Raw genomic sequence first — 25,708 nt, forward strand, 5'->3', positions numbered from 1 at the left:
CATAAAAATTATTTATCTAACATGCTATCTTTGAAGCCAAAAATCCACGTTAAGGCGAAGGCAATTCCAATCGCGATTACATTTACAAGAATATAAAGGAAGATTTGGCTGTTCAAGAACAATAGCGTACCTGGAATAACTGTTACAGCAAGTCCTGTAGCTTTTAACTTGAATAATGAAGCGAGGAATCCACCTACCGCTCCGCCGATTAGTCCCATTACGAACGGCTTCATGTAGCGAAGGTTCACCCCGAAAATCGCTGGTTCAGTAATTCCTAAGAAAGCAGAAAGCGACGATGGTAACGCAAGTGCCTTAAGTTTCTTAGACTTCGTCTTCATACCGACTGCAAGTGCAGCACCACCCTGAGCTGCGATCGCTGCTGAAATGATCGGGTTAAACGGGTTAAAACCAAGATTCTCAAAAAGCTGAATCTCTAGGAAGTTAAAGATGTGATGCACACCTGTGATAACGATGATCTGGTGGAAGAATCCAATGATCAAGCCACTTAGACCAAACGGAAGATCAAGAATGAATACAGTTCCATCCATGATGTACTCTTCAACTGTGTGGAAGATCGGTCCAATTGCAAACAGTGATAGTGTAATCATGATCAGTAATACTAGAAACGGCGTTAATATTAAATCTAGTGATTCAGGAACCATCTTTCGAATCCGTTTCTCAAGTTTCGCACCGATTAAACCTGCTACGAATGCTGGAATAACCGATCCCTGATACCCAACTACTGGGATAAAGCCAAGGAATTTAAGAGGCTCAGCATTTCCTGCCGCTACCTCCCAAGCATTTGGAAGGGCTGGCGTTACGAGCATCAAACCAAGGACAAGTCCAATGGTCGGATTACCCCCGAACACCCTGAACGTTGACCATGCTACTAGCGCTGGCAGGAAGATAAACGCTGTATCCGTAAGCACTTGGGTGAACAATACGAAGTTATCTGAAATATCACCAGGCGTTAATCCAAACAATGCGAGTATTTCTTCTTGAAGAACGAGTCCACGTAGTCCCATGAATAAACCAGTAGCTACAAGAGCTGGAATGATTGGAACAAATACGTCCCCGAACGATCTGATCGCGCGTTGAAAAGCGCTTCCTTGCTTAGCTGCTTCCTCTTTTTGTTCCGATTTTGTTGCTTCCGCTAAACCGAGGGCAGATACCTCATCGAAGATACGGTTCACAGTACCCGTACCAAAAATAACTTGGTATTGACCAGAATTGTAAAAGGCACCTTTTACTTTTTCTATATTTTCTACTCTTTCTTGATCGATCTTTTCTTTGTCTTTGACCATGATTCGGAGTCTTGTTGCGCAATGTGCAACAGATTGGATGTTCTCTTCTCCTCCGATCGCATCGATTACTTCTTGTGCAATCTCTCTATTTGAAGCCATTTTCCTTACTCCTTTCTAAGTGTGGTATCGATTCCACAAAGGTTATTTTATTGCGAGCGCTTACAAGCACTCGCTAACTTCTTTCCTTATTTCCAGATTGAATCAATTTGTGTGAACGATTCCACATCAGTAGAAAAAGATATGGTATCGTTTTCATTTGCTACTATACACTATCTCTTTCAATAAGTCTATAACTAAGTTTAATTTTTTGGTTTTCAAGGCTTTTTCCTTTTAGCTGCTTTAAAATGAGCTGCGCTGTTTGACGTCCCGCATCTTCATTAAAATAATCAACCGTGGATAAAGCGGGTGTAACATGTTTTGAGAGATCAGATGCACCAATTCCGAAGACGGCCATGTCCTCTGGTACTCGAATATCCTTCTCTTTCAAACACCCGAGCGCACCGATCGCCATTCGGTCTGTTACGGCCAAAATAGCTGACGGCATGCTAGTACCACTCGTTAATCTTTCAGCTGCTTCATACCCGGATTCAAACGTGAAGTCACCATACTGAATCCACTCTTCATCGATCGATAGGTTATGTTTTTTCATTGCATCTTTGTATCCCTCTTTACGAAGAACACCAACAGCATGATCGGTTTCTTGCACACCAATGAAGCCTATGCGCTGATGTCCTTTTGAAATTAGGGACTCCGCTATAGAGAATGCAGCATTATAATCGTCATACACGACAGAGGTAACGCCTTCGAGCTCCTGACCGAGCGCTACAAATGGACTGTTCGTTTCTTTTATCGTCTGCAATAATTCTTCATTCCGATTGGTAGCAAGTAAAATAATCCCGTCTACTTGACGACTTCTTAAGAGTTTAATATTTTCTATCTCTTTTTCTGGTTTTAGCTGTGTATTCGTAAGTAGAATTTGATAGCCGTTCTCTGCTAGTTCTTGCTCAATTCCATTGACTACCCTACTCGCAGTTTCCGTACTGATCCTTGGAAGAATGACTCCGATTACACCAGAGCGCTTCGTTCTCATCGTTTTCGCATGGGCGCTAGGAATATAACCCATTTCTTGGACTGCTTTCAAAACCTGCTCTCTTGCTTCCTGGCTCACGTAACCATTATCGTTCAATACTCGAGAGACGGTGGTTCTTGAAACACCTGCCCGTTTTGCTACATCTTTGATGGTGGTCATATTCTTCACCCCTTTCGCGAGATTTACCAATCTAATCATAATAGATTATCCGCAATTTGTCTATAACTGGTAAAAGCGTTTACTATGAGGCTAGTTAATTTACATCACGGACGTTCCATTCTATCATTAGATGGTACTAATTATTTCGAGTTCCTAAATAGAAAGAAGGGTATTCATGCCAGATTCACATATAAGCAAGGAATTCACGCCGAACGAACGAAAACGATTGATCATCTTGGTGTGTACCATTCTTGCCTTTGCCGTTATGAACGGTACGATGTTTAATGTTGCAATACCAGATATTGCAGCTGCATTCGATTTAAGTCCGTCTGAAGTGAGCTGGGTACTAACGGGATATATTCTCGTTTTCGCAATCGGGTCACTCATGTATGGAAAGCTAGCGGATATGTATCCGATCAAAACTCTTTTCACGATCGGAATTAGTATTTTTGCGACAGGAGCATTTATTGGGTTTATCTCTCCCAATTACGAAACACTGCTTCTAGCAAGGTTATTACAAGCTGCAGGTGGTGCCACCATCCCCGCACTCGCATTCATTGTTCCGATTCGATTCCTTCCAAATGAAAAAGGACGCGTATTCGGACTCATCTCCTCAACAGTTGCATTCGCTTCTGGTGTAGGTCCGATCATTGGAGGCGTCGTCGGAGGTACGATGAATTGGAGGGTTCTTTTCCTTTTTTCAGTAGCGACGTTTTTTGCGATTCCTTTGTTCCGTAAATGGTTACCTAATGAAGAAAAGCGGAAGGGTTCCGTCGATATTCCTGGAGCGTTATTGATGGCTGCTTCAGTAGCAGCATTGCTCATTTATATCACGACTTTCTTGTGGTACTTACTTGCTTTATTCGTACTATTGTTCGGGTTGTTTCTATATCGTACGTTTACCATCGAGAAACCTTTTATCGATCCACTTATTTTAAAAAATACCAAATATACGATCACAGCACTTACAAGCTTTCTCGGCACTTCAGCACTATTTGGCCTTATTTTTGTTATACCGATCATGTTACGTGATTTAAACGAACTGTCTACGCTATCGATCGGGCTCGTATTATTCCCTGGTGCTATGGCAGCCGGGTTAATCGGTCAATTTGGTGGAAAGCTTATTGAGCAAAAAGGCGCTACGACAGTAGTTAAGCTCGCACTACTACTCATTGCGAGCGGAACCTTTTTTATCTCAACATTCTCAGGTTATGCAGCCTGGATCATCGTTCCATGTTTGCTGATCGCTTACCTTGGATTTCCATTGATTCAGAGCTCTACTGCTGACTTGATTTCTTCCATTTTACCCGAGCATCAAAACGGAGTGGGAATGGGTGTCTTCAACTTATTAAACTTCATGGCAGGCGCATTCAGTTCAGCGATATTCGGTCGTCTCCTGGACATGCAAAATGTGTCCTTAGCCTTAAATCCACTAGCGAAATTAGGCGACAATATCATCTATAGCAACCTCTATATCGGATTAAGTCTTGTAGCGATTGTGGCGTTAAGTGTTTTCACATTGAAGTTCCGCTTGAAGCATGAAAGGAAATTGTCTGAGCGACCTATTTCATAGACCCTTAGACCGGCCGAAAAGGCCGGTCTTTATATATGTTCAGCAGTATAAAGTCCGCTCGCTGCTGCCTGTGACAATGAATGTGTTTCGCCGGAACAATCTCCGATTAGATAAAGTCCTTCCACATCCGTTTCAAACCATTGATTCGTCTTGATTTTCGGCTCATAAAATTTGGCGTCTATCCCATATAACAGCGTATCGTGGTCGATCGACTCACCAATAAGTTCTTCTACCGATTGTAAGAACTCTAGTATTGCCGTAATGTATTTCGCTGGCACTTCTTCTCTTAAATCTCCTGGTTCTGCTGACAAAGTAGGGCGTATCGTGTTCTCCATAAGGGCTTCATCTGTAGTAGCGATTCTATCTAACAAGTTCTGAAGTCGCTGAACGACTACACGCCCTCTCTCCCGATTAATACCGCCGATAATGTGTTGAGCAAAAGCATCCGCTTCTTTTTTAGAAGCAAAGATTGTAGGTACAAAAAGAGTGAAGTTAAGGTTTTGACTCTTCCCTTTTTCTAATTGATTCTGACCGTCAGGCATAACAAGGCCATGTTGATGTTTTCGTATGATACGACCATTCGGATTCATACAGTACGTTGTCGCTTCGTAATCAGTACCTTTTAAGTGGAGCTTTGTTTCAAAAGTATCTTCTAAAATTGTTTGGAGCTGATCTCCCCTCATCTCAACTCGGATCCCTAAGTCTAACCGGGATGGGCCTCTACGAAGTCCTAACGCCTCGCATTTCTCTAACATCCACTCACTGCCGCTGCTTCCCGTCGAAAGGACAACCTTTTTTGATCTGAAAGTTCCATGATTTGTTCTCACTGAAAAATCACGTTCCTTCGACACTTCCACGACATCCGCTTCGAATAGGAAATCGATGTGACGGTTCAAATCATTATATAAGTTTTGGAAAACTTCTGTTGATCGTTTCGTGCCGAGATGGCGAACGGTCGTTGATAGCACTTTTAATCCATGCTGCTCCGCTTCGGAAGCTAATTGTGGATTATGCGTTTGATAGCTCGGTACAGTTCCTCCTCCATACGAGCAAATCACGTTATCGACTTCTTTCATCATAAGTAGCGCATTCTGATTGCCAATCTTCATTCCTAAGCTACCGCCAAAATCATTCGTATAGTTAAATTTCCCTTCTGATTTACCAAGCCCGGCAAAACCTATGTATTGATCACAAACTTCACAGTCGCAACCGTCTCCCTGACACGTTCGCTCATGAAGCTTTTTTCCTTTATCGATCATCAAAATGCTGGCGTTAGGATGCAGTTTCGTCAGCTTATGAGCCATGAATATGGCGCTGACTCCTGCTCCGATTATAATGACATCATACATGTGACCCCTCCGGTTCCTACCTTTTTAGTCAGCATACCATATGACGACCGTTCCTTACCCATATAAAAAAAGGAAAAGGCCCGTCACGTCATTCCTGACGTTCTTGGACCTTTTCGTCTTCACCTCGTTGCTTTTCAAGCTTTTGCTGGATACGATTAAACTCTTTACTCGGAGGCATCAAACTAACGACGACATCCCCTGCTTCAGCGCTCGACTCGAAGTCATGTGAGAAAAATTCGAGCTTTCCTGAAGGCTTTTTGATGAACAGCTGTACCGTTTCTTCATCGATTTCCTCTAGGTATTGGTCATAGTTATATTGCTGAGTGATGTTCGTCTTACGTAATACATAGCCACTTTCAACTTTTCGATTTAAGTGTTCCCAAGTCGCTCCCTCACGAAAAGCAATTCGCCCTCCGATCGTATGGACGAGCTCCTCGATGTCATCACCTCTGTCATTTCGAAGGCTGAGTTGATAGAGGTTGTTCCTTCCTATTTCAGGAACGAACGTTGTACAAACGAGCGCGTTATATGAATCAAGTTCTGTGGCGGCAATCATATATTCGTACGGAGTCAAATCTAACCGATATTCCGTTTGCTCTGAAAGAATTTCTCCTCGATAAAAAGGAACACCTGCTTTTCTAGCCGTAATCAATCTTTTCCAAGATGAATCAGTAACTAATACAGGTACTTTTAACTGTTGAAGCGTACGTGAAAGAGCGGTACTGAATGAGCTCCCTCCCACGATGACAACACCAGGCTGCTCGTCACTCGCTAGATTTAACTTTTCAGCTGTCCAGCGAATAGAGAAACCATGGGCAACAACTGTTGCGAAGACAAGGGCAAAGGTTAAGGAGATCAGTATCTTTGCATCCTCAAATCCTGCATCGAGTAGAACACTGGCAAAATAACTTGCAACCGTTAATGCGACGATTCCACGAGGTGCAATCCATCCGACAAGCGTTTTTTCCTGCCAAGAAAGATCAGTTCCAAGTGTAGACAGCCAAATCGATAGTGGTCTTACAATAAAGAGCATCAACAGTACGAACGCTAAGATCTGCCATTGGAAGATCTCCAATAACGTTTCGACGGATAGAGATGCCGTTAGCATGATAAAGACAGTCGATATGAGTAAAACAGAAATGTTCTCTTTGAAATGCCTCATATCATCGATCGACGAGATATGCATATTTGCAATCGTGATCCCCATTGCAGTTACTGCTAATAATCCTGTTTCATGTGAGATCTCATCCGCTACTGTGAAACATAAGATCACGACACCAAACACTACTGGAGATTTTAGAAATTCTGGTACGTACCCTTTCTCAAACATCCATCCGATTCCGCGTCCACATAAGAATCCAAACAGTGTCGCAAAGAGGGATGCTAAGAAGAAGAAGAGAAGGACCGTAGGCGTAGCTTCTTCAAGTTGAAGAAACTTGATGATTTCAAACGCGAATACCGCAAGAAGTGCACCGAGTGGGTCTACGATGATTCCTTCCCACTTTAATATCTTGGCTGGTCTTGGCTTAAGTTTCGCCTGTCTCAATAACGGTAAGATGACGGTCGGTCCGGTCACGATAAACAAACCACCGATCACAAACGCTACTCCCCATGATAACCCTGCCACATAATGTGCAGACAGAGAACCTAATAACCATGCTAGAAAGGCACCCACGGTTACGATTCTACCCACAGGTTTTCCTAGTCCCTTTATTTCGCGAAAATCTAAATTCAAACTTCCCTCAAATAAAATAATTGCAACTGCGATAGAAACAAATGGATCGAACAACTCTCCAAAAACGTTATCTGGGTGTAGTATTCCGAAGATCGGACCTACAAGCAGTCCGATGATGGACATGACTACGATGGCTGGCATGTTAAAGCGCCAGGCAAACCACTGTGAAAATACACCTAGGACGCCGACAAGCATGATATTAAACAAGATCGAATCTACCACAGGTAGCCTCCTTATCAAATCAGTTCTTTTATATTTAAGTATTCTATAACTTTAAATGATTTCAGTAAAATTGTATGGATTTCTGCTCACGTTTTTTTGAAATTAGTAAATAGTGCTCCTACAACGTTTTTCTTTTTAATTGTATTTGTAAGGACCTTTCGATCATTCGTAGCATGTTCTCATCTGAAGGAGTAGCAAGTGTAACGGCTATACCTTGAGCTCCCCCTCGCGCAGTCCTTCCAATCCGATGAACATACCCCTCAACATCGATGGGAATGTCATAGTTGATCACATGTGTCACCGCCTCGATATCAAGACCTCTTGCCGCAATATCCGTCGCAATAAGAAATTGAATCTCATCGTTTCGAAATTCCTCAACAACTTGTTCCCTTTTAGCTTGAGAAAGGTTCCCGTGGAATATCCCACATTTGTAGTCTTTTTCACGGAGAGATTCGGCTAAACGATCCACCCTTCTCTTTGTTCTACAGAATAAAACGGCTTTATATGGCCGAAATTGGTGCAGGATCATCAATAAAGTCCCCAGTTTTTCCCTGGCTTTTGTAACAAAAACGGTTTGTTTGATATCTGGAACCTTCAAGACGGAATCGTCATAACAATCTAAAGGAGTTTTCAGAAATTTGTTCGAAAGCTCTTTAATAGGTTCGGGCATCGTTGCGGAGCAAAGAACTGTTTGTCTGTTTTCCGGGAGAACGCTCATCAGCTCCATCACTTCTGGTAAAAAGCCGATATGTAACATTTGATCCGCTTCGTCCAGAATGGTTAATGATACTGAACTGAGGTTGATCGTTCCACGCCTCAAGTGATCAAGTAGTCTTCCTGGTGTTCCAACAGCTATCGCCGCTTCCTTAAGACGGTCGATTTGGATTTGAATAGCTTGCCCACCGTATACTGCAACTGCTTGTTCTTCTCTTGGTAAAAGGCTCATCACTTCATTCGTGATCTGAATCGCTAACTCTCGAGTAGGTGTTATAACAAGCACGTTTACCCTATTTTCAACAGATTTAAGCCTTTCGACTGCAGGAAGAAGAAATCCTAACGTCTTTCCTGTACCTGTTCTAGCCCTTACGATCGCATCCTTTCCCTCTAATATCGTAGGAATCATCTTTCTCTGTATATCAGTAGGCGTCTCTATACCATTTTCTATTAGAACTTCGATCGTTTTCTTATCTATACCCATTTTGATAAACTCATTCATCACTTACCCTGCTTTCTATCGAAAAAGAAGCAGGCGTACCTGCTTCTTACTTATCTTGATCAAGCTTCAATTTCGAAAGTGCATCAGCTAGAGCCGTATTGACCGGTTCTTCTTTTTGCTGATTCTTCATGTATTTCGAAACATCACGCTTAGATGCTTTATGATTCTTTTCGTTGCTTTTTCGTTTGTTGAACGAAGAAAGCTTTTCTCTATGACCACACTTACAAATAAATGTTTGAGCTTCACCCTGTCCATGCAGTTCTAGTTTTTTCTTACACTTCGGACAGCGCGCATTCGTCACTCTACTCTTTCCTTTTCGGTAACCACATTCTCTGTCCTGACAAACAAGCATCTTGCCTTTCTTGTTCTTCACTTCTAACATCAGATTACCGCAATCAGGGCACTTTGTACCCGTAAGGTTATCGTGTTTAAATTTCTTCTTGCTATCTTTTATATTCTGCACCGTTTCTTCTGCATAAGTCTTCATTTCTTTGATAAAAGCTTGTTTCGATAGCTTGCCTTTAGCGATCGCTTCAAGTTTTTGTTCCCATTCAGCGGTTAACGCTGGAGATTGAAGCTCATCTGGAACGAGTTCAAGGAGCTGTTTTCCTTTTGCTGTTAATGTAATGTCTTTACCCTTCTTTTCGATAAGAAAACTATTGAAGAGTTTTTCAATGATGTCCGCTCTCGTTGCAACTGTACCAAGACCACCCGTTTGACCAAGCGTTTTGGCAAAGCGTTTGTCTTGCTGCTCTAAAAATTGTGCTGGTTTTTCCATGGCAGTTAGTAATGAGCCTTCATTGAAACGTGCCGGTGGATTCGTTGTTCCTTCTGTTCTTGTGAGGGAAAGAACCTTAAGCTTCTGGCCTTCTTGAAGCTCTGGTAGCAGTTCGTCCGACTCTTCGTTACCATACACTTCCTTCCAACCTTTAGAAACCACCTTTTTCCCTTTTGCTTCAAACGATTCGCCGTTGATCTTCGCTTGAACTGTCACCTGCTCGTATTCATAAGGCGGGTACAAAGCAGCTACAAAACGCTTCACGATCAGATCGTACACCTTACGATCTTTGTCACTCAACTCTCGAATGATTGGATGCTGCTCTGTTGGAATGATCGCATGATGGTCAGATACTTTCCGATCATCGATAATATGATTCGCCCTAAGTGGTTGTGATGTGATCTTTTTAGCAGTTTTTTCATAGGAGGAAACGGCTTGAAGTCGTTCTTTAAGCGTTTCTTTCATATCTGAAGACAAGTAGCGTGAATCTGTTCTCGGATACGTGACAAGCTTATGCTGCTCATATAACCTTTGCGTAGCTGACAGCGTTTCTTTTGCCGAAAATCCATACCTTTTGTGGGCTTCTCTTTGTAGTTCTGTAAGATCGTAGAGGCCAGGTGAATATGTTTTCTTCTTCGTCTTATCGATTGCTTGAACAGTCGCATCTTCATTACTCGTTTTATTCTTGATATCATCGATTTTGCTTCGATCAAAAAGGTTACTTTCGTTATTGCTGCTACGCCATTTGAGTGAGAACCCGTCTACAACAGCTACAAGTCCATAATACTTTTCAGGCTTAAACGATTTAATTTCGTCTTCACGATGCGCGATCATGGCAAGAGTTGGCGTTTGGACCCTTCCGCTAGAAAGCTGAGCATTAAATTTCGTTGTTAACGCTCTTGAAGCATTTAAGCCAACGTACCAGTCTGCTTCAGATCTTGCGACTGCCGATTGATATAATGCTTCATAGTTCTTTGCGTCTTTTAAGTTTTTAAACCCTTCTCGAATCGCCTTATCTGTAACAGACGATATCCAAAGTCGTTTCATCGGTTTATTCACTCGTGCTTTTTCGATGATCCATCTTGCTACAAGCTCACCTTCACGTCCTGCATCAGTCGCAATGATAATCTCGTTTACATCTTTACGGTTCATTTGAGCTTTAACGGCGCTAAATTGCTTACCGCTTCGTTTGATGACAACAAGTTTTAGCGGCGAAGGCAGCATCGGTAAGTCATCTAAGTTCCACGTTTTGTATTTCTCATCATACACTTCTGGATCTGCCAAGGTCACAAGGTGTCCTAATGCCCATGTGACGATGTAGCGGTCTCCTTCTAAATACCCGTTACCTTTCTTAGAACAATTCAGTACTCTAGCAATATCTCGTCCAACTGAAGGTTTCTCAGCAAGAATTAATTTTTTACTCACTATACCAATCTCCTCAACAATACCTATACTTTTCTATCATCATACCAGCTACATTGTTGCACGTGAAACATTCTAGTTAAAAGAAGCATTTCTTTTACTAGCTGAAAGATAAAAGAAAGCTGCTTCAGACGCAGGTCCGAAACAGCTTATCGATTAAATTCTATACACTCTTGCTTCATATGGTTTTAGGACTAAAGCTGTGCTCTCACTTTTTTCGATGTCGTAATTATGAAGCAACAGGTTTTGATGCTTCAAATCTAAGTCAGCCGTAAACTCTGCTGCTTCAGTCGAAAGGTTCGTGATCACGACGACGCGATCGTCACTTGTCGTACGCGTATAAGCGTAAATTTGTTTATGATCTTTAAGGATCAGATCATAAGCTCCATACGTGAAAACAGGATTTTCTTTTTTTAGAGAAATCATATCCTTATAGAATGAAAGCACGGATCCTTCTTCTTGTTCTTGTTTTGCAACGTTGATTTCCTTGTAGTTAGGGTTCACTTTCATCCAAGGAGTCCCTGTTGTAAATCCAGCGTTCGAATCCGTGTTCCACTGCATCGGTGTACGACTATTATCTCTGGACGATGCCCAGATCACTTTCATGATATCTTCATGAGATACGCCTTTTTCTCGCTGAATACGATAGCGATTTTTATCAGCTACATCATCATAATCATCGATCGATGGGAACTGAACGTTCGTCATTCCAATTTCTTGTCCCTGGTAGATAAAAGGCGTTCCTTGCATGAGGAAATACATCGCACCCATTGAAGTCGCGCTTTCCTTCCAGAATTCTTTGTCATTTCCCCATGTAGAGACGACACGCGGTTTATCATGATTCTCTACGAAAAGAGCATTCCATCCATCATTTTCGAGGCCTTTCTGCCAACGAGTCAACACTTTCTTCAATTCAACGATATCTAATTCACTGTTTTCTTCAGCATCCCATAGTCCAAGGTGCTCAAACTGGAATATCATGTCCATCTTACCTTGTTCTTTACCGACCCATTGATCTGCTTGATCGATCGAAACACCGTTTGCTTCACCGACTGTCATAACATCGTAGTTTGCGTACGTCTTATTCTTAAATTCTTCAAGGAAAAGCTGAATGCCTTCCTGATTCATATGCATATCGAAAGATGAAACATACTTCTCATCTTTAGGGTTAGGCATGTCCGGTAGACCAGGGCGCTTTTTAATATGACTGATCGCATCGATGCGGAAGCCATCGATTCCTTTATCGAGCCACCAGTTTACGGTTTCATATAAGGCATCACGGACATCTGAGTTCTCCCAATTTAGGTCAGGCTGTTTCGTTGAAAAAACATGCAGGTAATACTGATCAGTTGTCTCATCGTACTCCCACGCAGAACCTCCAAAGATACTTTCCCAGTTGTTTGGTTCATGTCCTTCTTTACCATCTCGCCAAATGTACCAATCACGCTTTGGATTTTCCTTTGAAGAACGAGATTCAATAAACCATCTGTGCTCGTCACTCGTATGGTTCAGTACAAGGTCGATGATCAACTTCATTCCACGCTTGTGCACTTCACGAAGTAGAAGATCAAAATCCTCCATTGTTCCGAAGTCGTCCATAATATCTTGATAATCCGAAATATCATACCCATTGTCATCGTTTGGAGACTTATACATCGGACAAATCCAAATGACGTCGATCCCCAAATCTTTAATATAATCAAGTCGTTCTATAATCCCTTGCAAATCACCAATTCCATCACCGTTGGAGTCCTGAAAGCTGCGGGGATATATTTGATAACCGACTGCTTCTTTCCACCAAACTCTATTCATTCTCCTACACCCCCATCAATTTATAAAAAAGAGTTACCTGTAAGTGCAAACGTTTGCTCAATTGTGTAATAAAAAAAGCGCTTCTATGATATCGCTTACTTAATTCTACTCGCAATCTCCATAATTATCAATATACTTGTAAAAGTAATTTTAGAAGCATGAATTGACGTTGCGATGGAGAATGTATAGAATACCTTATTAATCGCTATCAGAAAGCTTCGTATAATTTTGGAGATAAGGTCCAAAAGTTTCTACCAAACTACCGGAAATGGTTTGACTACGATGATCACTTACGTATCATCCCCTGTCAGGCTGGAGAATTCCAGAACGAGAGGAGATATAACAAGAATGGAACAATTTATTAAAAGAATTCAAACCGCATCAGGTGACCGTGCTGCAGATACCGTTATTAAAAACGCAAGGATATTAGATATCTATAATCTACGTCTCATTGCCGGCGATGTTGCGATTACAGATGGAAAGTTTGTTGGGATAGGGGCTTTTGAAGGAAAAGAAACGATCGATGCCAAACAAAAAATCCTCATCCCAGCTCTAATCGATGCACACGTCCATATCGAATCCGCCATGGTTTCCCCTTCACAATTCTCAAAAGCCGTTCTCCCACATGGTGTCACAACTGTTATTACCGACCCTCATGAAATCGGTAATGTGCTTGGAGCGGAGGGGATTTCGTATATGATCGATGACTCAGAGAACATACCGATGGATGTCTTCTTCATGCTTCCATCTTGTGTTCCATCCACGCCTTATGAAAACGCTGGAGCCACCCTAACCGCCAATGACTTGAAACCTTTTTACAATCATCCTCGTGTTCTTGGTCTCGCTGAGGTTATGGACTACCCTTCCGTCAAACATACAGACCCATCGATGATGGATAAGCTTCTGGATGCCCACCGATACGATAAGAAAATCGATGGACATGCAGCTGGTCTTCCTAGCCATGCACTAAACGTATATAAATCTGCAGGCATCAATACAGATCATGAATGTGTGTCAGCTGAAGAGGCATTAGAACGCATACAAAGAGGCATGTATGTTTTGATACGTGAGGGCTCAGTCGCAAAAAACATGAAGCAGATCTTACCAGCGGTCACTCCTCAGAATGCAAGGCGCTTTCTGTTTTGTACGGATGATAAACATATGGACGACCTTATTTCAGAAGGAAGTGTCGATCATAATATTCGTCTAGCAATCAAACATGGCATCGACCCCTACCTTGCCATTCAAATGGCTTCACTCAATGTAGCTGAATGTTATGGACTTAATAAAGGAGCCATCGCCCCTGGTCTAGATGCAGATTTTCTAGTGATGAACGATCTAGAAACGTTTGATATCTACCAAGTCTTTCGAGAAGGAAAACTTGTCGCCGAAGACGGTACGACTTCATTTAAACCTAAACCTCTCTCCTCTCAAGAGATTCGTAACACAGTAAACATACAGACGATCACGCAAGAAAGCTTACGTATTACACTTGAAAGTAAACGTGCGAACGTTATTGAGATTGTCCCTAACCAGATTGTGACAAAGCACCTCACACTTGACGTGGAGACAACTGAGAACACATTTATACCTTCCAAAGAAGCTGACCTTATGAAGTTAGCCGTTATTGAAAGGCATCATCATACAGGAAACATAGGTCTTGGAATTGTGAAAGGTCTCGGTTTTGAGAAAGGTGCGATCGCCACTACAGTCGGTCATGACTCCCATAATGTAATCGTTGCGGGCACAAACGACGAGGATATCCTATCAGCAATCGATGCTCTTAAACAAATAGGCGGAGGACTAGTGGTTGTAAGGGATGAGGAAGTAATCGGTGAATTGCCGTTACCGATTGCAGGTCTTCTTTCAGACAAAGGGTACCAAGCTGTTAACAAAGGGCTGCTTGAGCTAGACATCGCTCTGAAAGAAATAGGCGCTCCCGAACATTTCAATCCCTTTCTAACTCTCTCTTTTCTAAGCCTTCCAGTCATTCCGGAACTAAAGCTCACTGACAAAGGTCTATTCGATGTAACAGCATTCAAACATATTTCGATTGACGAGTAAACGAAACCCGCCAGGCATGATGCCAGGCGGGTTATTCTATGAAATGATCGCAACTTCAGACTCTTGCTGCACAGAACGATAAGATGCTTCCATCAACACCGTTAGATCGAGTGCTAGTGCAATGTTTTCATCCGTGCGTTTGTTATGTTTCACATGTTCTACCCATTGGTTGAATGGAGAAGGTCGATCAGCTGGGATTGAAACTTTCTCGAATCCATTTCCAGTGTTTAGTAACAAATGACCTTCATCTGCCCTATATAAAACGGACCCTTTCGTTCCATGCAATTCAATTGTAAAAGGAGAATGAGGGTTAACGAATCCTGTTTCAATAATGCCATATGAACCTGATCCATATTGAAAGGTTACAACAGCCTGGTCTTCAACTTCTTTTCCAGTCATATACCCAAATTGCGCAGAGATCCGCTGAGGCATTCCTTGAAATAGCCTCGTTAAGTAAACTGGATGACATCCTAAATCGATTAGCGCTCCACCCTGGCACGTTTCTACGTCATAGAAATGATGCGGTAACCAGTCTGCTATCGCTCCATCATGAGCAAGACGCACTCTAGATTGCGTGATGTCACCGATCTCACCTGAGGCGAGGATATCTTGTATCGCTTTCGTATAGCCGTCATACACTCTCGGCAATGAAACGAACAGCTTTACACCCTCTTGCTTCACCGTTTCGATGATTTCTAGTGCTTCCTCTTCTGTTGCCGCCAGAACCTTTTCTGTAAAAATGTGTTTTCCCGCTTTGGCTGCTTTTATTATAAGATCTTTGTGCATGTTCGTTGGAGATGTAACGACCACTCCATCGATCGTATCGCGTCTTAGAAGATCGTCGATACTGTCTATGTACTCTGCTCCCCACTTTTGTGCTTCACTTCTTCCTCGCTCCTCATATTCATCCCAAACCGCTGTAATAAGTGTTTCAGGATGATCGAGTGCTTCTTTCGCATAATCCTTTGCGTGAACGTGCCAAAAACTTAACATTGCGAGATTCATAACGGAAGCCTCCTATAAATACAAAATGATAACGCTTTTATCAATTGTATAGGAGTTGGTTGCGATCCATCAATTATAGAGGTAAAGAAATTTAAATAAATTAAAATTAGTGTGCATTTTCTATTTATGATATAATAGTAGTTGTGCTATAATTAAATATTTTGGAGGTGGGCGCTTGTTTGAGGTAGGCGACAAAGTTTTTTATCCCATGTACGGTGCAGGTGTAATTGAAGCTATTGAAGAAAAAGAGATTCTGGGCGAAACACAGCTCTATTATATTCTTAATATTTCATTTCGCGATATCCAGGTGATGATACCGAAGGATAAAATGGAGAATTTGAATATCCGTGAAGTGTTGGATTCGAGTAAAATGGACGATATTCTAACAACATTCCATGCTGATGCTGAGCTTGATGCTGAACCAAATGCCAATCGAAACCAGCGATACCGCGATAATATGAATAAGCTTAAAACCGGGGATATTCGTAACCACGTAGAAGTGATTCGCGAACTGGTTACCCTCAACAAGAAAAGACCACTAGGAACAGACGATAAAAAGCTGCTTGAAAACGCTCAGCAGTTTCTCATAAGTGAAATCGTATTAACGAAAGACGTTAAGCTCGATCAGGCTACGTCGATGTTACATGAAGCCATCTACCAGTAAACTAAAAGGACAGCACCGAAGCGGTGCTGTCCTTTTTTCATCATTTCCCTAATACGTTCGTCTGAAATGCTGAAATAGCTTTATATTCTTCAGTTAGCTTGTTGGAAATACTCATGTAAATCGGTAATAGTTCAGCATATAATTTCACGCTTTCTTCTTCAGGCTGGTGCGCATACGTGCTACCAACGAGGTCTGATACGATTTTGTAAGAATCGATTTCTCCTAACGCCTCCATCCCTAGGACGATTGCACCAAGGCAAGAGCTTTCGTAACTTTCAGGAACGATGACTTCTTCATTAAAAATATCCGCCATCATTTGACGCCACAGAGCTGATCTTGAGAAACCGCCAGTCGCTTTAATTTGCTTCGGTTCGCCGATCAGTTCCTTTAGAGCCTCTAGGACACTATATAGATTGAAGATAACGCCTTCTAAAACCGCTCGAATCATATGCTCTTTCTTATGGTGCATCGCAAGACCGAAGAAGCTGCCTCTTGCTTCTGAGTTCCATAGTGGAGCACGTTCTCCCGCAAGGTAAGGGTGAAAAATCAACCCATCTGCCCCTGGCCTCACTTGTTCAGCGATTCTAGTTAAGATTTCGTACGTGTCGATACCAAGACGTTTCGCCGTTTCCATTTCAGAAGCTGCGAATTGATCTCTGACCCAGCGGAACGTTATCCCCCCATTATTGACAGGCCCTCCGATCACCCACTTGTTTTCAGTGAGCGCATAACAAAAGATTCGTCCATGTGGATCTGTGACAGGTCGATCAGTGACAGCACGAATAGCTCCACTCGTTCCGATCGTTACCGCGACAACGCCTGGCTCGATCGCATCAACACCTAGGTTTGATAAAACCCCATCACTTGCTCCAACGATAAATTTCGTAGAAGCACTTAATCCTGTTTCATCGATGTATGGTTCTTTCAATCCCTCTATGACCCTAGTAGTCGAGACTGGTAGAGATAGTTTCTCTTCAGTAATACCTGCCACAGATAGAGCCTCTTCATCCCAATCAAGTTGTTCAAGGTTGAATAGTCCCGTTGCAGATGCAATCGAATAATCGACTACGTACGTATGGAAAAAGCGATAGAACACATATTCTTTGATCGAAATAAACTTGGAAGCTGATGTAAATAACTCCTCTTTCTCGTTTTTTAGCCATACTAATTTTGATAAAGGAGACATCGGATGGATTGGAGTACCTGTCCGCAAGTAAATGTCATGCCCATTCATCTCTGACTTGATTTTTTCAGCCCACTTCGCACTTCTGTTATCCGCCCATGTGATGCAGTTTGTCATCGGCTTCCCTTCAAAATCGACAGCTATCAGACTATGCATGGCAGAACTGAAAGACACGAATGAAATGCTCTCTGCAGAAAGACTCTCCTCAGTCAGTACTTCTCGAATCGACTTTACAACCGCAAGTAAGATCTCTTCGGGGTTCTGTTCAGCAATACCTGGTTTAGGGGTTAAAAGCGGATATTCAACGCTATGCTTTGTAACTGGATGACCTTTTTCATCAAATAAAACAGCTTTGGTACTCGTCGTTCCAATATCAACGCCGATCATAAATCTATTTTTCAAAGGAATCTCCTCCTCTAGTTAGGTGTAATAACAAAATGCGAGCGTAACGCTCGCATTCGACTTCTATTATCCAATAAAGAAACTACATACAAACACAACGGCGAATCCGACTAGACCGATTAACGTTTCCATAACGGTCCACGATTTTAATGTGTCTTTTTCATTTAATCCTAAGAATCTATTCACTAGCCAGAAACCAGAATCGTTCACGTGAGATAAAACCGTTGCACCAGCTGCAATGGCAATTACCATCATACCTAATACTGGTCCTTGCATATCCATGCTTGTGATGAGTGGTGACATAAGACCTGCAGCGGTTACCATCGAAACGGTGGCAGAACCTTGAGCAACACGAACAGCAGCAGCGATTAAAAAAGCCAATAGAATTGGAGGTAATGGTGAAGAAGCCATCTTTTCACCTAATACCTGTCCAACACCAGAATCGATCAACACCTGTTTGAAAACACCACCTGCACCTGTTACAAGAATGATGATTCCCGCAGGCTCAAGTGCTTTATTCGCTATACCCTGCACATCTTCCTTCGTATACCCACGTAATGTTCCAAGTAGAATGAATGCAAGGATTGTCGCGATCGTCAATGCTACGAAAGGATGTCCCATAAACGTTAAGAAAGAGCGTAATGGAACGAGCGAGCTTCCATCTTCAATCAGAAGATCAGATAGCGTGTTCGCTAGAATCAACACGAGCGGAATCGAAATCAAGCTCGTAACGAGCCAAAAGCTTGGGAGCTCTTTATCATATTCTTTTTCTTCGATTTCCATGTAATCTGGTACTGTCGCATGAATTTTCTTACCGATATAACGTCCGAATAAAGGACCTGCAATGATCATAGAGGGGATACCCGCTAATACACCAAAGAGAATTACCCAGCCAAGATCAGCTCCAATTAAATCCGCAACTGCGATGGGTCCTGGAGTCGGCGGAATAAAGCTATGCGTAACCGCAAGTCCTGCTAATAGCGGAATCGCATAATGGAGCAGCGACTTCCCTGTTTTTTTTGCGAGACTATAGACAAGTGGGACAAGGATGATAAAACCAACATCAAAGAAGACCGGAATCGCTACAATAAAACCCGTTAAACCAAGTGCCCACTGAGCTCTTCCTTCTCCGAACTTTTTGATAAGCGTTTGTGCAAGGCGTTCAGCACCACCAGAAACTTCTAGCATCTGTCCGAACATGGCACCTAAACCAACGACCACAGCTACGAACCCAAGGGTTCCACCCATACCGTTCTTAACCGATTCGATCACACCATCTAATGGCATACCTGCCGCAATTCCTACTAATAAACTTACTAGTAATAATGAAACGAACGCGTGTAATTTTGTTCTGATAACTAGAAATAAAAGTACAAAGATAGCAAGAACGGCTAACAGAATCAGCATATTACCCGACATGATTTTATCCTCCTTTATTTTCCTGTGTACTAACCTCTTCGATCGCTTCGTCAATAATTGCGACGTCATTGAGGAATCGCTTACATAAATGAGTAAAGTGTCAAAATTGGAAAGCTATGTACATTCTGGAAAGAAAAAATATTTCCTATAAGCGAATTATACAATAAATATTTTTTATTGCAACCGCTTCCAAGAAATCTATTTTCATTAATTATGTAATCGGTTACAATAAGGAGATAAAGTATCGTGAGAGGAGAATGTTAATGTCTAGCACTGAAACCCGTCACTGTCTTCCTAGAATTCGCTCATCCTACTCTCAGTTTAGTGAAAAGGAGCGGCAAGTAGCGGATTACATCTTAAATCACTCAAGCAAGATCATACATAGCACGATCAATCAGGTTGCAGAAGACTTAGGAGTAGCTGATGCAACGGTTTTTCGGTTTTGCAAACGGATAGGCTTCAAAGGGTTTCAAGCGATGAAAATCGCGCTTGCAGCGGAAATCGTCAACCCGATTCAAGATATTCATGAAACCATATCAGAAACCGATTCAAAAAAAGATATAGCAGAGAAAGTTCTTCGTTCAAATATTAGAACGCTCGAAGATACGCTACACATTCTCGAGAACAGTAGTATAGAAAATGCTGTAGAAGCCCTTCTTAAAGCTGATCGGATTGAGTTTTATGGAAACGGCGGCTCAGGAATCATCGCTATGGATGCTCAGCATAAATTCATTCGCACAGGTTTAAGAACAGCTGCGTACAGTGACGCGCACTTGCAGATCATGAGTGCTTCTCAACTAACGGAAAGTGACCTTGCGATTCTCATTTCTCACTCTGGCACGAACAAAGACATGATTCGGGTAGCCGATATTGCAAATGAAAGTGGTGCTACGACCATTGCGATAACAAACCTTGCCACCTCCCCACTAAGTAAAAAAGCTGATATTTCACTATACACTGTTTCACAAGAAACAGAATTTCGCTCTGAAGCATTTGCATCAAGAATTGCTCAACTAAGTCTCGTAGACGCTCTCTACGTAAATGTCATGATCGCGAGAAAAGAGAAAGCGAAAGACTCTCTCCAGCGCATGAGAGAAGCAATTTCTACGAAAAGGCTATAATGAAAAAACCCCGCATGATTGCGGGGTAATGAGAGATTAATTTAAAAGCAAGAAAACGATTGCCTATGATTAATTTTCATATTTAATGTCACGATGTTATTTGTTTAGCTGCATTAATTTGCTTTCGTTCATCTTAACCTTGTAATATCGATGATTGAAGCGGAAGGATGCTCGACTCCTGCGGGCTGAGCGGGACAGGTGTGACCCCACAGGCGCGCGGTAAGAGCGCCGAGGAGGCACACCGCCCTCCCCGCGGAAAGCGAGCATCCTGGAGCGGAAATCCCACTTATTATGTCAAAAAAATCCCCCCGCATAGAAGCGGGGTTTCTTGTCATCTTCAGCCTTTAATTTTCTCGATAAAGACGACTTTTAAATAATCTCCTTCTCGAAATTCTTTCGTTGTACGAAAATCTTCAGGAAGAGAGAATTCCTCCAGCAGCCGATATTTTCCACCGGTTTCTTTAAACGCCTGATCAATAAACGTCTTAAACTTCCTCATATCATAACCACTATAATTGGTTGAAGCGACGATAATCCCCTTATCTTCTGTTATGGCGATCGTTTCCTTCAAAAGATTTTTGTAATCCTTTGCTGCACTGAACGTATGTTTCTTGGAACGAGCAAAGCTAGGTGGATCAAGAATGACCATATCAAACTTAAGGTTTTTCTTCACAGCGTACTTAAAGTACTTAAATACATCCATCACTAAAATATTTTCTGATTCATAATCGATACCATTCAAACTAAACTGCTCGATCGTTTTATTTAAGCTTCGATTCGCAAGATCAACACTCGTAGTATGGGTCGCTCCACCTAACGAAGCGAAGACTGAAAACGCTCCAGTGTATGAGAACGTGTTTAAAACCCGTTTCCCTTCAGCATATTTATCTTGAATGATTTTCCTGACAGGCCGCTGATCTAAGAACACGCCGACCATTGCACCTTCATTTAGGTATACGGCAAAATCCACACCGTTTTCTTTTACGACAAGTGGGAATTCACCACGTTCACCCGCAACGAAATCATCGTCTTCAACATATTGCCCTTTTGAATCAAATCGTTTTTTCTCATAGATGCCTTTGAAATCCACGAGTTTCTTTAACGCATTCACAACATCATTTTTAAACGAGTAAGCACCTTCACTATACCAATTGATCAGGTAATAATCGTTAAAACGATCGATCGTAATACCTCCGAGTCCATCTCCTTCACCATTCACAATACGAAAAGCAGTCGTATTTGGGTCTTCGAAGAATGGCTTTCTGTATTGAAGTGCTCGCTGTAGTTTATTGACAAAAAATCCTTCATCAATGGACTCGTTCGCATCCTGGGTTAAGACCCATCCATAACCCTTGTTCTGCCTTCCATAGTACCCTTTTCCAATAAACGTTCCATCGGTATCTACTAGTTGTATAATCGTGCCCTCTGTTTTTAACTTCTCCGGGTTTACCAAGGCTTCTTTAAAAATTAATGGGTATCCGTTCAGAAACTTTTTTCTGTGCTTCGGCTGAACCTGCACGCGCTCTTCGTTTCTCATCTTGTCATCCTATCTATTCTAGTTTTTCATTCTGACTGCATTATAACATGTTGCGATGTCACCACATAAATCCTTATGAACGTTCAAAAACTAAAGAAAAGGTGGTGGATACGATGAAAACGAAATCCGGAACGGATATCGAAGAAGTAAAGAAGCTGAATGCAAACTCTGGCCTAACGTATAATCAAGCAAAGCAAGAACTCGCAAAACGGTTGGGAGCAAAAAAGAAGGGTGACAACCCGTCAAATGGGACTCTGGTATAGAGAATGGTTTACAATAAGCTGGTGTTGTTTCATTAAAGCAGCACCAGGAGGTTTACAGGATGACGAATCATGAAAACGGCTATTTTCGTACGATCATCATACTAAGCGCAGCTGTATGGCTCGTTGTTATGAATACAACGATGTTCAACGTCGCGCTTCCAAACATCTTGAATGAATTTCAACTGAGCCCAGCTGACGGAGCCTGGATCGTTTCGGGTTATTCCATTATCCTTGCTGTCTCAACGATCACGTATACGAGACTTTCAGATTACCTCCCGATACGGCGTCTCCTCATAACAGGTATCGTTATTTTTGGTATCGGATCATTACTTGGTTTTTTCGCGGAAAGTTTTGCACTATTACTTACATCAAGACTGTTACAGGCCACTGGCGCTTCAGCAATTCCTGGACTGTCGATGGTATTTGCAGGCAGGTTTATCCCACTGAAAAAAAGAGGACGAGCAATGGCGTTCATCGCATCGGCATCTTCCCTCGGGTTCGGTCTAGGGCCAGTGATCGGTGGTATTATTACGGAATACCTTGATTGGAACTATTTGTTTGTTGTTACGTTATTCGTACTTGTGCTGATCCCTGTTTTGTTCGCACGTCTGCCTGAAGAAGGAGTAAGCAAAGGATCATTTGATTTTATTGGTGCAGTGCTAACAGGGTTGTCCGTTACTAGCTTTTTGTTGTTTATATCAACATTTAACCTACTCTATTTAGTAGCTGGGGTCGCTGCGATCGTGTTACTCGCACTTCGGATAACGAAAACAACCGTTCCTTTTATCCAACCTGACCTATTTAAAAAGCAAGGGTATCGTCTTCTTCTTTATATGAGCTACTTGGGTTTCACGACACACTTTGCAATCTTACTCCTTATGCCCCTCATGTTACAAAACGTGTTTGGCAAAGGACCTTCGATCATAGGTTATATTATTTTTCCAGGTGCTATGTTATCAGCTGTGGCAGCCGTTTATGTTGGAAAGATGCTCGACCGTTACGGCAACATGAAGGTGATTTATCTCGCACACCTTCTACTCTTAATCTCAACAGTCATCTTTTATTTCTTATCACCGATCAATCCATACATGACGATGTTTGGCTATATGTTTACAAGCTTTGGATTTTCAAGCTTATCGTCGAGCACAACGAACGAAGTCTCACGCATCCTGCCTTCGTCCCAAACCGCTACAGGCATTGGGATGAAGCAACTCGTACAATTTGTTGGTAGTGCCTCAGGGGCAGTTCTTGGAGGTATCCTCCTTGAACTAAACGGATTGACTTACAGCGCGAGCTCATTTCAGCTAACGTACCTTTTTCTTCTCGTCATTATGGTTCTATCGTTAGGAATGGCGTTTCTCTATGCTAAGAAACATGTTTAAATCAGTAACGAGGCCTTTCAACAAATGAAAGGCCTCGTTTTCATGTTATTCCAGAACAAATCGAACAGCTTCTTCAAACACTTTTGGTAAGTCCTGAGGGAATGTATGACCCATTCCTTCCTTTACGATTAACTTGCATGGAACACTGTGCTTTCGAAGTAAAGAAACCGCTTTCAAAGCTGTTTCATAGAAAGGATCTTGATCCCCAGTGATCACGCAGCCTCGCACATTTGATTTACTATCGATTGCTAGTTTCTCTAATTTAGCTAAGTCTTCAAACGCTGGCACCACAGCGATGAAATACTCGAATTCTCCTTTTTCTAGAGCTAATTCTACTGCTCGACCGCCCCCTTGTGATGCACCAGAAAGAATAACTGGCTTTTGACCCCTTACGTGTTGATTTAAAAACTGAGACGTCATTTCTTCAACATCTCTCTGTGTTTGCTTAGGATCATCCCATGAGAAACAGCCATAGCTAAACAGCTGAGAAGACTGAGGAAACGCAATATGATACTTGTTAAGTATTCGATCATCTTTCCATTCTAGAGAAAAGTCCTTTACGTTAGATCCTTTCCAATGCAAAGACATCACTGAAACTTCGGCATTTGGATTTCCATCAACTTTTAAAAGTGACTCAGCCTCTTTAAGATTTTCATGAAAAAGTGTTTCACATTGATCGATAATCCTCTTAAATCCTTCTGTTTCTTTTAATAAGCTCAGTTCAGGGTCAGTCGTTAAAATTTCTGGATTCCACCAAAAACCATTGTCGATGGCACTCTGTAATTCGCCGATCGCTTCTTTGGTTTTTCCTTGTAGACAATAGACGTTGGCTTTCCAATGTCCTAAGCGGTCACGTTTTTCTGAAAACTGTGTTTTGGCCTCCTCCATAACCTCTAGTGACTGATCATAACGGTTGTTTTGAACGAGATCGATGACTTTCGTTTGACATTCTACAAAAGTTTGCATAAAACCCCTCCCCATCAGTTAGTTCAATAATAATTGAACAGATTAAACAGGTCAATGCATTTGTAACTCTATATCTTAATCGTTATTACAATGGTAGAATAAAAAGAAAAACAGGAGGAGTTTCAATGGCCTTCGATGTAAAGATGCTCTATTCCCCTGCACATGAATTACTATTAAGTTTCTCGCTATATAAAAGGCAAACACAAATGAAATACTTAGCGTTAAGTGCTACATGGCCTCAAGAAGTAGATAACGTTATCACTTCACCTTTAAAAGAGCGCATCGCTTCAAAAAAAGATCTCAACTTCGAAGATTTGTCAGTTCTATTTATGAAGGAATGCCCTGAAGAAACCATCGAAGGTTTCTTCAAATGGTTACAATCCAAAACTGCCGGGAACATGTATGAGCTTCTTTCACCCTATGTGAAAAGCGCTCTACCATCAGACCTCGAGTTACAACGAGATGAGTTCATCTCATTACTAAAGGAATGGAAGGTTCAGTATTTTGATAAAATCGACCAGACCATTCTGGAAGGTTTGCGAAACGATGCATTACATAAAAGTCATCTGCTCGAAACGTCGACACCAGCTAGGATGATACAAAAAGCAAGCCGATTCATTATCTCGAATGAACACATTCGTACCGTCTATTTAATTCCAGGTTCACACTATTATCCGATGTCTCTCATCGATCAGTTTCATGAGACAGTATTTATTACCTATCCAGTAGGAACAAAGGAAAGTGATCAAGCAGAACTTCTAAGGGTCACTAAAGCGTTGAGTGATGAAAGAAGGATTGCGATCCTTCGTTTTCTTTCCACAGGAATCTACACGTTCACGAACATCGTCTCGGAAATCGGGATGGCAAAGGGGAACATCCATCATCACCTCTCGATCTTACGAGCAGCAGGACTTGTTGACATTCACATCACGGACGATCCACACACATTCTTTTACGGCACAAATCCGGACATCACTTCAAATTTATCGTCTAAACTAGATACTCTGCTCAAATAGGATTGGTATAGTAAAAAAAGAAGCTC

Annotated in this window: 19 protein-coding genes and 1 riboswitch; of the genes, 7 read left to right on the plus strand and 12 right to left on the minus strand. The window is 41.9% G+C overall.

What is annotated here, in order from left to right; translation table 11 throughout:
- Positions 1–8: 8 nt before the first annotated feature.
- Entirely contained in the window at positions 9–1,403 is a 1,395-nt protein-coding gene (locus PFZ69_RS08305; protein WP_270180535.1) for a sucrose-specific PTS transporter subunit IIBC, read from the minus strand.
- A gap of 163 nt (positions 1,404–1,566) precedes the next feature.
- Positions 1,567–2,553: a LacI family DNA-binding transcriptional regulator gene (locus PFZ69_RS08310; protein ID WP_270180536.1), complete on the minus strand. Its 987-nt coding sequence runs from the start codon at positions 2,551–2,553 to the stop codon at positions 1,567–1,569.
- 175 nt (positions 2,554–2,728) lie between these two features.
- On the opposite strand from PFZ69_RS08310, the gene PFZ69_RS08315 reads away from it, so the two are divergent.
- Complete coding sequence (locus PFZ69_RS08315; protein WP_270180537.1) at positions 2,729–4,126, plus strand: MFS transporter; 1,398 nt, start codon at positions 2,729–2,731, stop codon at positions 4,124–4,126.
- A gap of 29 nt (positions 4,127–4,155) precedes the next feature.
- On the opposite strand, the gene PFZ69_RS08320 is transcribed toward PFZ69_RS08315, so the two are convergent.
- From PFZ69_RS08320 to PFZ69_RS08340, 5 genes are all read right to left on the minus strand, one after another.
- On the minus strand, positions 4,156–5,475 hold the full coding sequence (locus PFZ69_RS08320) for an FAD-dependent oxidoreductase (protein ID WP_270180538.1): 1,320 nt from the start codon (positions 5,473–5,475) through the stop codon (positions 4,156–4,158).
- 88 nt (positions 5,476–5,563) lie between these two features.
- A complete protein-coding gene (locus PFZ69_RS08325) occupies positions 5,564–7,432 on the minus strand; it encodes a cation:proton antiporter (RefSeq protein WP_270180539.1) in 1,869 nt (622 codons plus the stop codon).
- 118 nt (positions 7,433–7,550) lie between these two features.
- Complete coding sequence (locus PFZ69_RS08330; protein ID WP_270180540.1) at positions 7,551–8,648, minus strand: DEAD/DEAH box helicase; 1,098 nt, start codon at positions 8,646–8,648, stop codon at positions 7,551–7,553.
- Positions 8,649–8,694: 46 nt separating this feature from the next.
- On the minus strand, positions 8,695–10,851 hold the full coding sequence (locus PFZ69_RS08335) for a DNA topoisomerase III (RefSeq protein WP_270180541.1): 2,157 nt from the start codon (positions 10,849–10,851) through the stop codon (positions 8,695–8,697).
- Between the two features lie 153 nt (positions 10,852–11,004).
- Positions 11,005–12,660: a glycoside hydrolase family 13 protein gene (locus PFZ69_RS08340; RefSeq protein WP_270180542.1), complete on the minus strand. Its 1,656-nt coding sequence runs from the start codon at positions 12,658–12,660 to the stop codon at positions 11,005–11,007.
- Positions 12,661–12,858: 198 nt separating this feature from the next.
- Positions 12,859–12,960, plus strand: a riboswitch (purine riboswitch).
- 48 nt (positions 12,961–13,008) lie between these two features.
- Between PFZ69_RS08340 and ade the strand changes: the two genes are divergently transcribed.
- Positions 13,009–14,724, plus strand: a complete 1,716-nt coding sequence (ade, locus tag PFZ69_RS08345; RefSeq protein WP_270180543.1) for an adenine deaminase — start codon at positions 13,009–13,011, stop codon at positions 14,722–14,724.
- 36 nt (positions 14,725–14,760) lie between these two features.
- On the opposite strand, the gene PFZ69_RS08350 is transcribed toward ade, so the two are convergent.
- Complete coding sequence (locus PFZ69_RS08350) at positions 14,761–15,729, minus strand: Gfo/Idh/MocA family protein (RefSeq protein WP_270180544.1); 969 nt, start codon at positions 15,727–15,729, stop codon at positions 14,761–14,763.
- Positions 15,730–15,904: 175 nt separating this feature from the next.
- On the opposite strand from PFZ69_RS08350, the gene PFZ69_RS08355 reads away from it, so the two are divergent.
- Entirely contained in the window at positions 15,905–16,393 is a 489-nt protein-coding gene (locus tag PFZ69_RS08355) for a CarD family transcriptional regulator (RefSeq protein ID WP_270180545.1), read from the plus strand.
- Positions 16,394–16,433: 40 nt separating this feature from the next.
- On the opposite strand, the gene gntK is transcribed toward PFZ69_RS08355, so the two are convergent.
- Both gntK and PFZ69_RS08365 read right to left on the minus strand, forming a co-directional pair.
- Positions 16,434–17,963, minus strand: coding sequence for a gluconokinase (gene gntK / locus PFZ69_RS08360; protein ID WP_270180646.1), 1,530 nt, complete (start codon positions 17,961–17,963; stop codon positions 16,434–16,436).
- Positions 17,964–18,044: 81 nt separating this feature from the next.
- On the minus strand, positions 18,045–19,397 hold the full coding sequence (locus PFZ69_RS08365) for a GntP family permease (RefSeq protein WP_270180546.1): 1,353 nt from the start codon (positions 19,395–19,397) through the stop codon (positions 18,045–18,047).
- Positions 19,398–19,660: 263 nt separating this feature from the next.
- Between PFZ69_RS08365 and PFZ69_RS08370 the strand changes: the two genes are divergently transcribed.
- Positions 19,661–20,518: a MurR/RpiR family transcriptional regulator gene (locus PFZ69_RS08370; RefSeq protein WP_270180547.1), complete on the plus strand. Its 858-nt coding sequence runs from the start codon at positions 19,661–19,663 to the stop codon at positions 20,516–20,518.
- Between the two features lie 337 nt (positions 20,519–20,855).
- Here the strand turns inward: PFZ69_RS08370 and PFZ69_RS08375 are convergent, their stop codons facing one another.
- Positions 20,856–22,055 carry a class I SAM-dependent rRNA methyltransferase gene (locus tag PFZ69_RS08375; RefSeq protein ID WP_270180548.1) on the minus strand — a complete coding sequence of 400 codons (1,200 nt, stop codon included), beginning with the start codon at positions 22,053–22,055 and terminating at the stop codon, positions 20,856–20,858.
- A gap of 113 nt (positions 22,056–22,168) precedes the next feature.
- On the opposite strand from PFZ69_RS08375, the gene PFZ69_RS08380 reads away from it, so the two are divergent.
- Entirely contained in the window at positions 22,169–22,318 is a 150-nt protein-coding gene (locus PFZ69_RS08380; protein ID WP_270180549.1) for a hypothetical protein, read from the plus strand.
- Positions 22,319–22,377: 59 nt separating this feature from the next.
- Positions 22,378–23,700 carry an MFS transporter gene (locus tag PFZ69_RS08385; protein WP_270180550.1) on the plus strand — a complete coding sequence of 441 codons (1,323 nt, stop codon included), beginning with the start codon at positions 22,378–22,380 and terminating at the stop codon, positions 23,698–23,700.
- Between the two features lie 45 nt (positions 23,701–23,745).
- Here the strand turns inward: PFZ69_RS08385 and PFZ69_RS08390 are convergent, their stop codons facing one another.
- Positions 23,746–24,666, minus strand: a complete 921-nt coding sequence (locus tag PFZ69_RS08390) for a hypothetical protein (protein ID WP_270180551.1) — start codon at positions 24,664–24,666, stop codon at positions 23,746–23,748.
- A 125-nt stretch (positions 24,667–24,791) separates the two neighbouring features.
- Between PFZ69_RS08390 and PFZ69_RS08395 the strand changes: the two genes are divergently transcribed.
- Positions 24,792–25,682 (plus strand): ArsR/SmtB family transcription factor, encoded by an 891-nt coding sequence (locus PFZ69_RS08395; protein WP_270180552.1) that lies wholly within the window; start codon positions 24,792–24,794, stop codon positions 25,680–25,682.
- The last annotated feature ends 26 nt before the right edge of the window (positions 25,683–25,708 follow it).

The organism is Alkalihalobacillus sp. CinArs1, from assembly GCF_947387515.1.
Classification (GTDB): domain Bacteria; phylum Bacillota; class Bacilli; order Bacillales; family Guptibacillaceae; genus Guptibacillus.

Bases quoted from the DNA above. Each gene is read 5' to 3' on its own strand.
- PFZ69_RS08315 (WP_270180537.1), top strand. From the start codon at position 2,729: ATGCCAGATTCACATATAAGCAAGGAATTCACGCCGAACGAACGAAAA.
- PFZ69_RS08330 (WP_270180540.1), bottom strand. From the start codon at position 8,648: ATGAATGAGTTTATCAAAATGGGTATAGATAAGAAAACGATCGAAGTT.
- PFZ69_RS08370 (WP_270180547.1), top strand. From the start codon at position 19,661: ATGTCTAGCACTGAAACCCGTCACTGTCTTCCTAGAATTCGCTCATCC.
- PFZ69_RS08390 (WP_270180551.1), bottom strand. From the start codon at position 24,666: ATGCAAACTTTTGTAGAATGTCAAACGAAAGTCATCGATCTCGTTCAA.
- PFZ69_RS08395 (WP_270180552.1), top strand. From the start codon at position 24,792: ATGGCCTTCGATGTAAAGATGCTCTATTCCCCTGCACATGAATTACTA.
- gntK (WP_270180646.1), bottom strand. From the start codon at position 17,963: ATGATCGGCGTTGATATTGGAACGACGAGTACCAAAGCTGTTTTATTT.
- PFZ69_RS08350 (WP_270180544.1), bottom strand. From the start codon at position 15,729: ATGAATCTCGCAATGTTAAGTTTTTGGCACGTTCACGCAAAGGATTAT.
- PFZ69_RS08305 (WP_270180535.1), bottom strand. From the start codon at position 1,403: ATGGCTTCAAATAGAGAGATTGCACAAGAAGTAATCGATGCGATCGGA.
- PFZ69_RS08320 (WP_270180538.1), bottom strand. From the start codon at position 5,475: ATGTATGATGTCATTATAATCGGAGCAGGAGTCAGCGCCATATTCATG.
- PFZ69_RS08380 (WP_270180549.1), top strand. From the start codon at position 22,169: ATGAAAACGAAATCCGGAACGGATATCGAAGAAGTAAAGAAGCTGAAT.
- PFZ69_RS08340 (WP_270180542.1), bottom strand. From the start codon at position 12,660: ATGAATAGAGTTTGGTGGAAAGAAGCAGTCGGTTATCAAATATATCCC.
- PFZ69_RS08310 (WP_270180536.1), bottom strand. From the start codon at position 2,553: ATGACCACCATCAAAGATGTAGCAAAACGGGCAGGTGTTTCAAGAACC.
- PFZ69_RS08365 (WP_270180546.1), bottom strand. From the start codon at position 19,397: ATGTCGGGTAATATGCTGATTCTGTTAGCCGTTCTTGCTATCTTTGTA.
- ade (WP_270180543.1), top strand. From the start codon at position 13,009: ATGGAACAATTTATTAAAAGAATTCAAACCGCATCAGGTGACCGTGCT.
- PFZ69_RS08375 (WP_270180548.1), bottom strand. From the start codon at position 22,055: ATGAGAAACGAAGAGCGCGTGCAGGTTCAGCCGAAGCACAGAAAAAAG.
- PFZ69_RS08385 (WP_270180550.1), top strand. From the start codon at position 22,378: ATGACGAATCATGAAAACGGCTATTTTCGTACGATCATCATACTAAGC.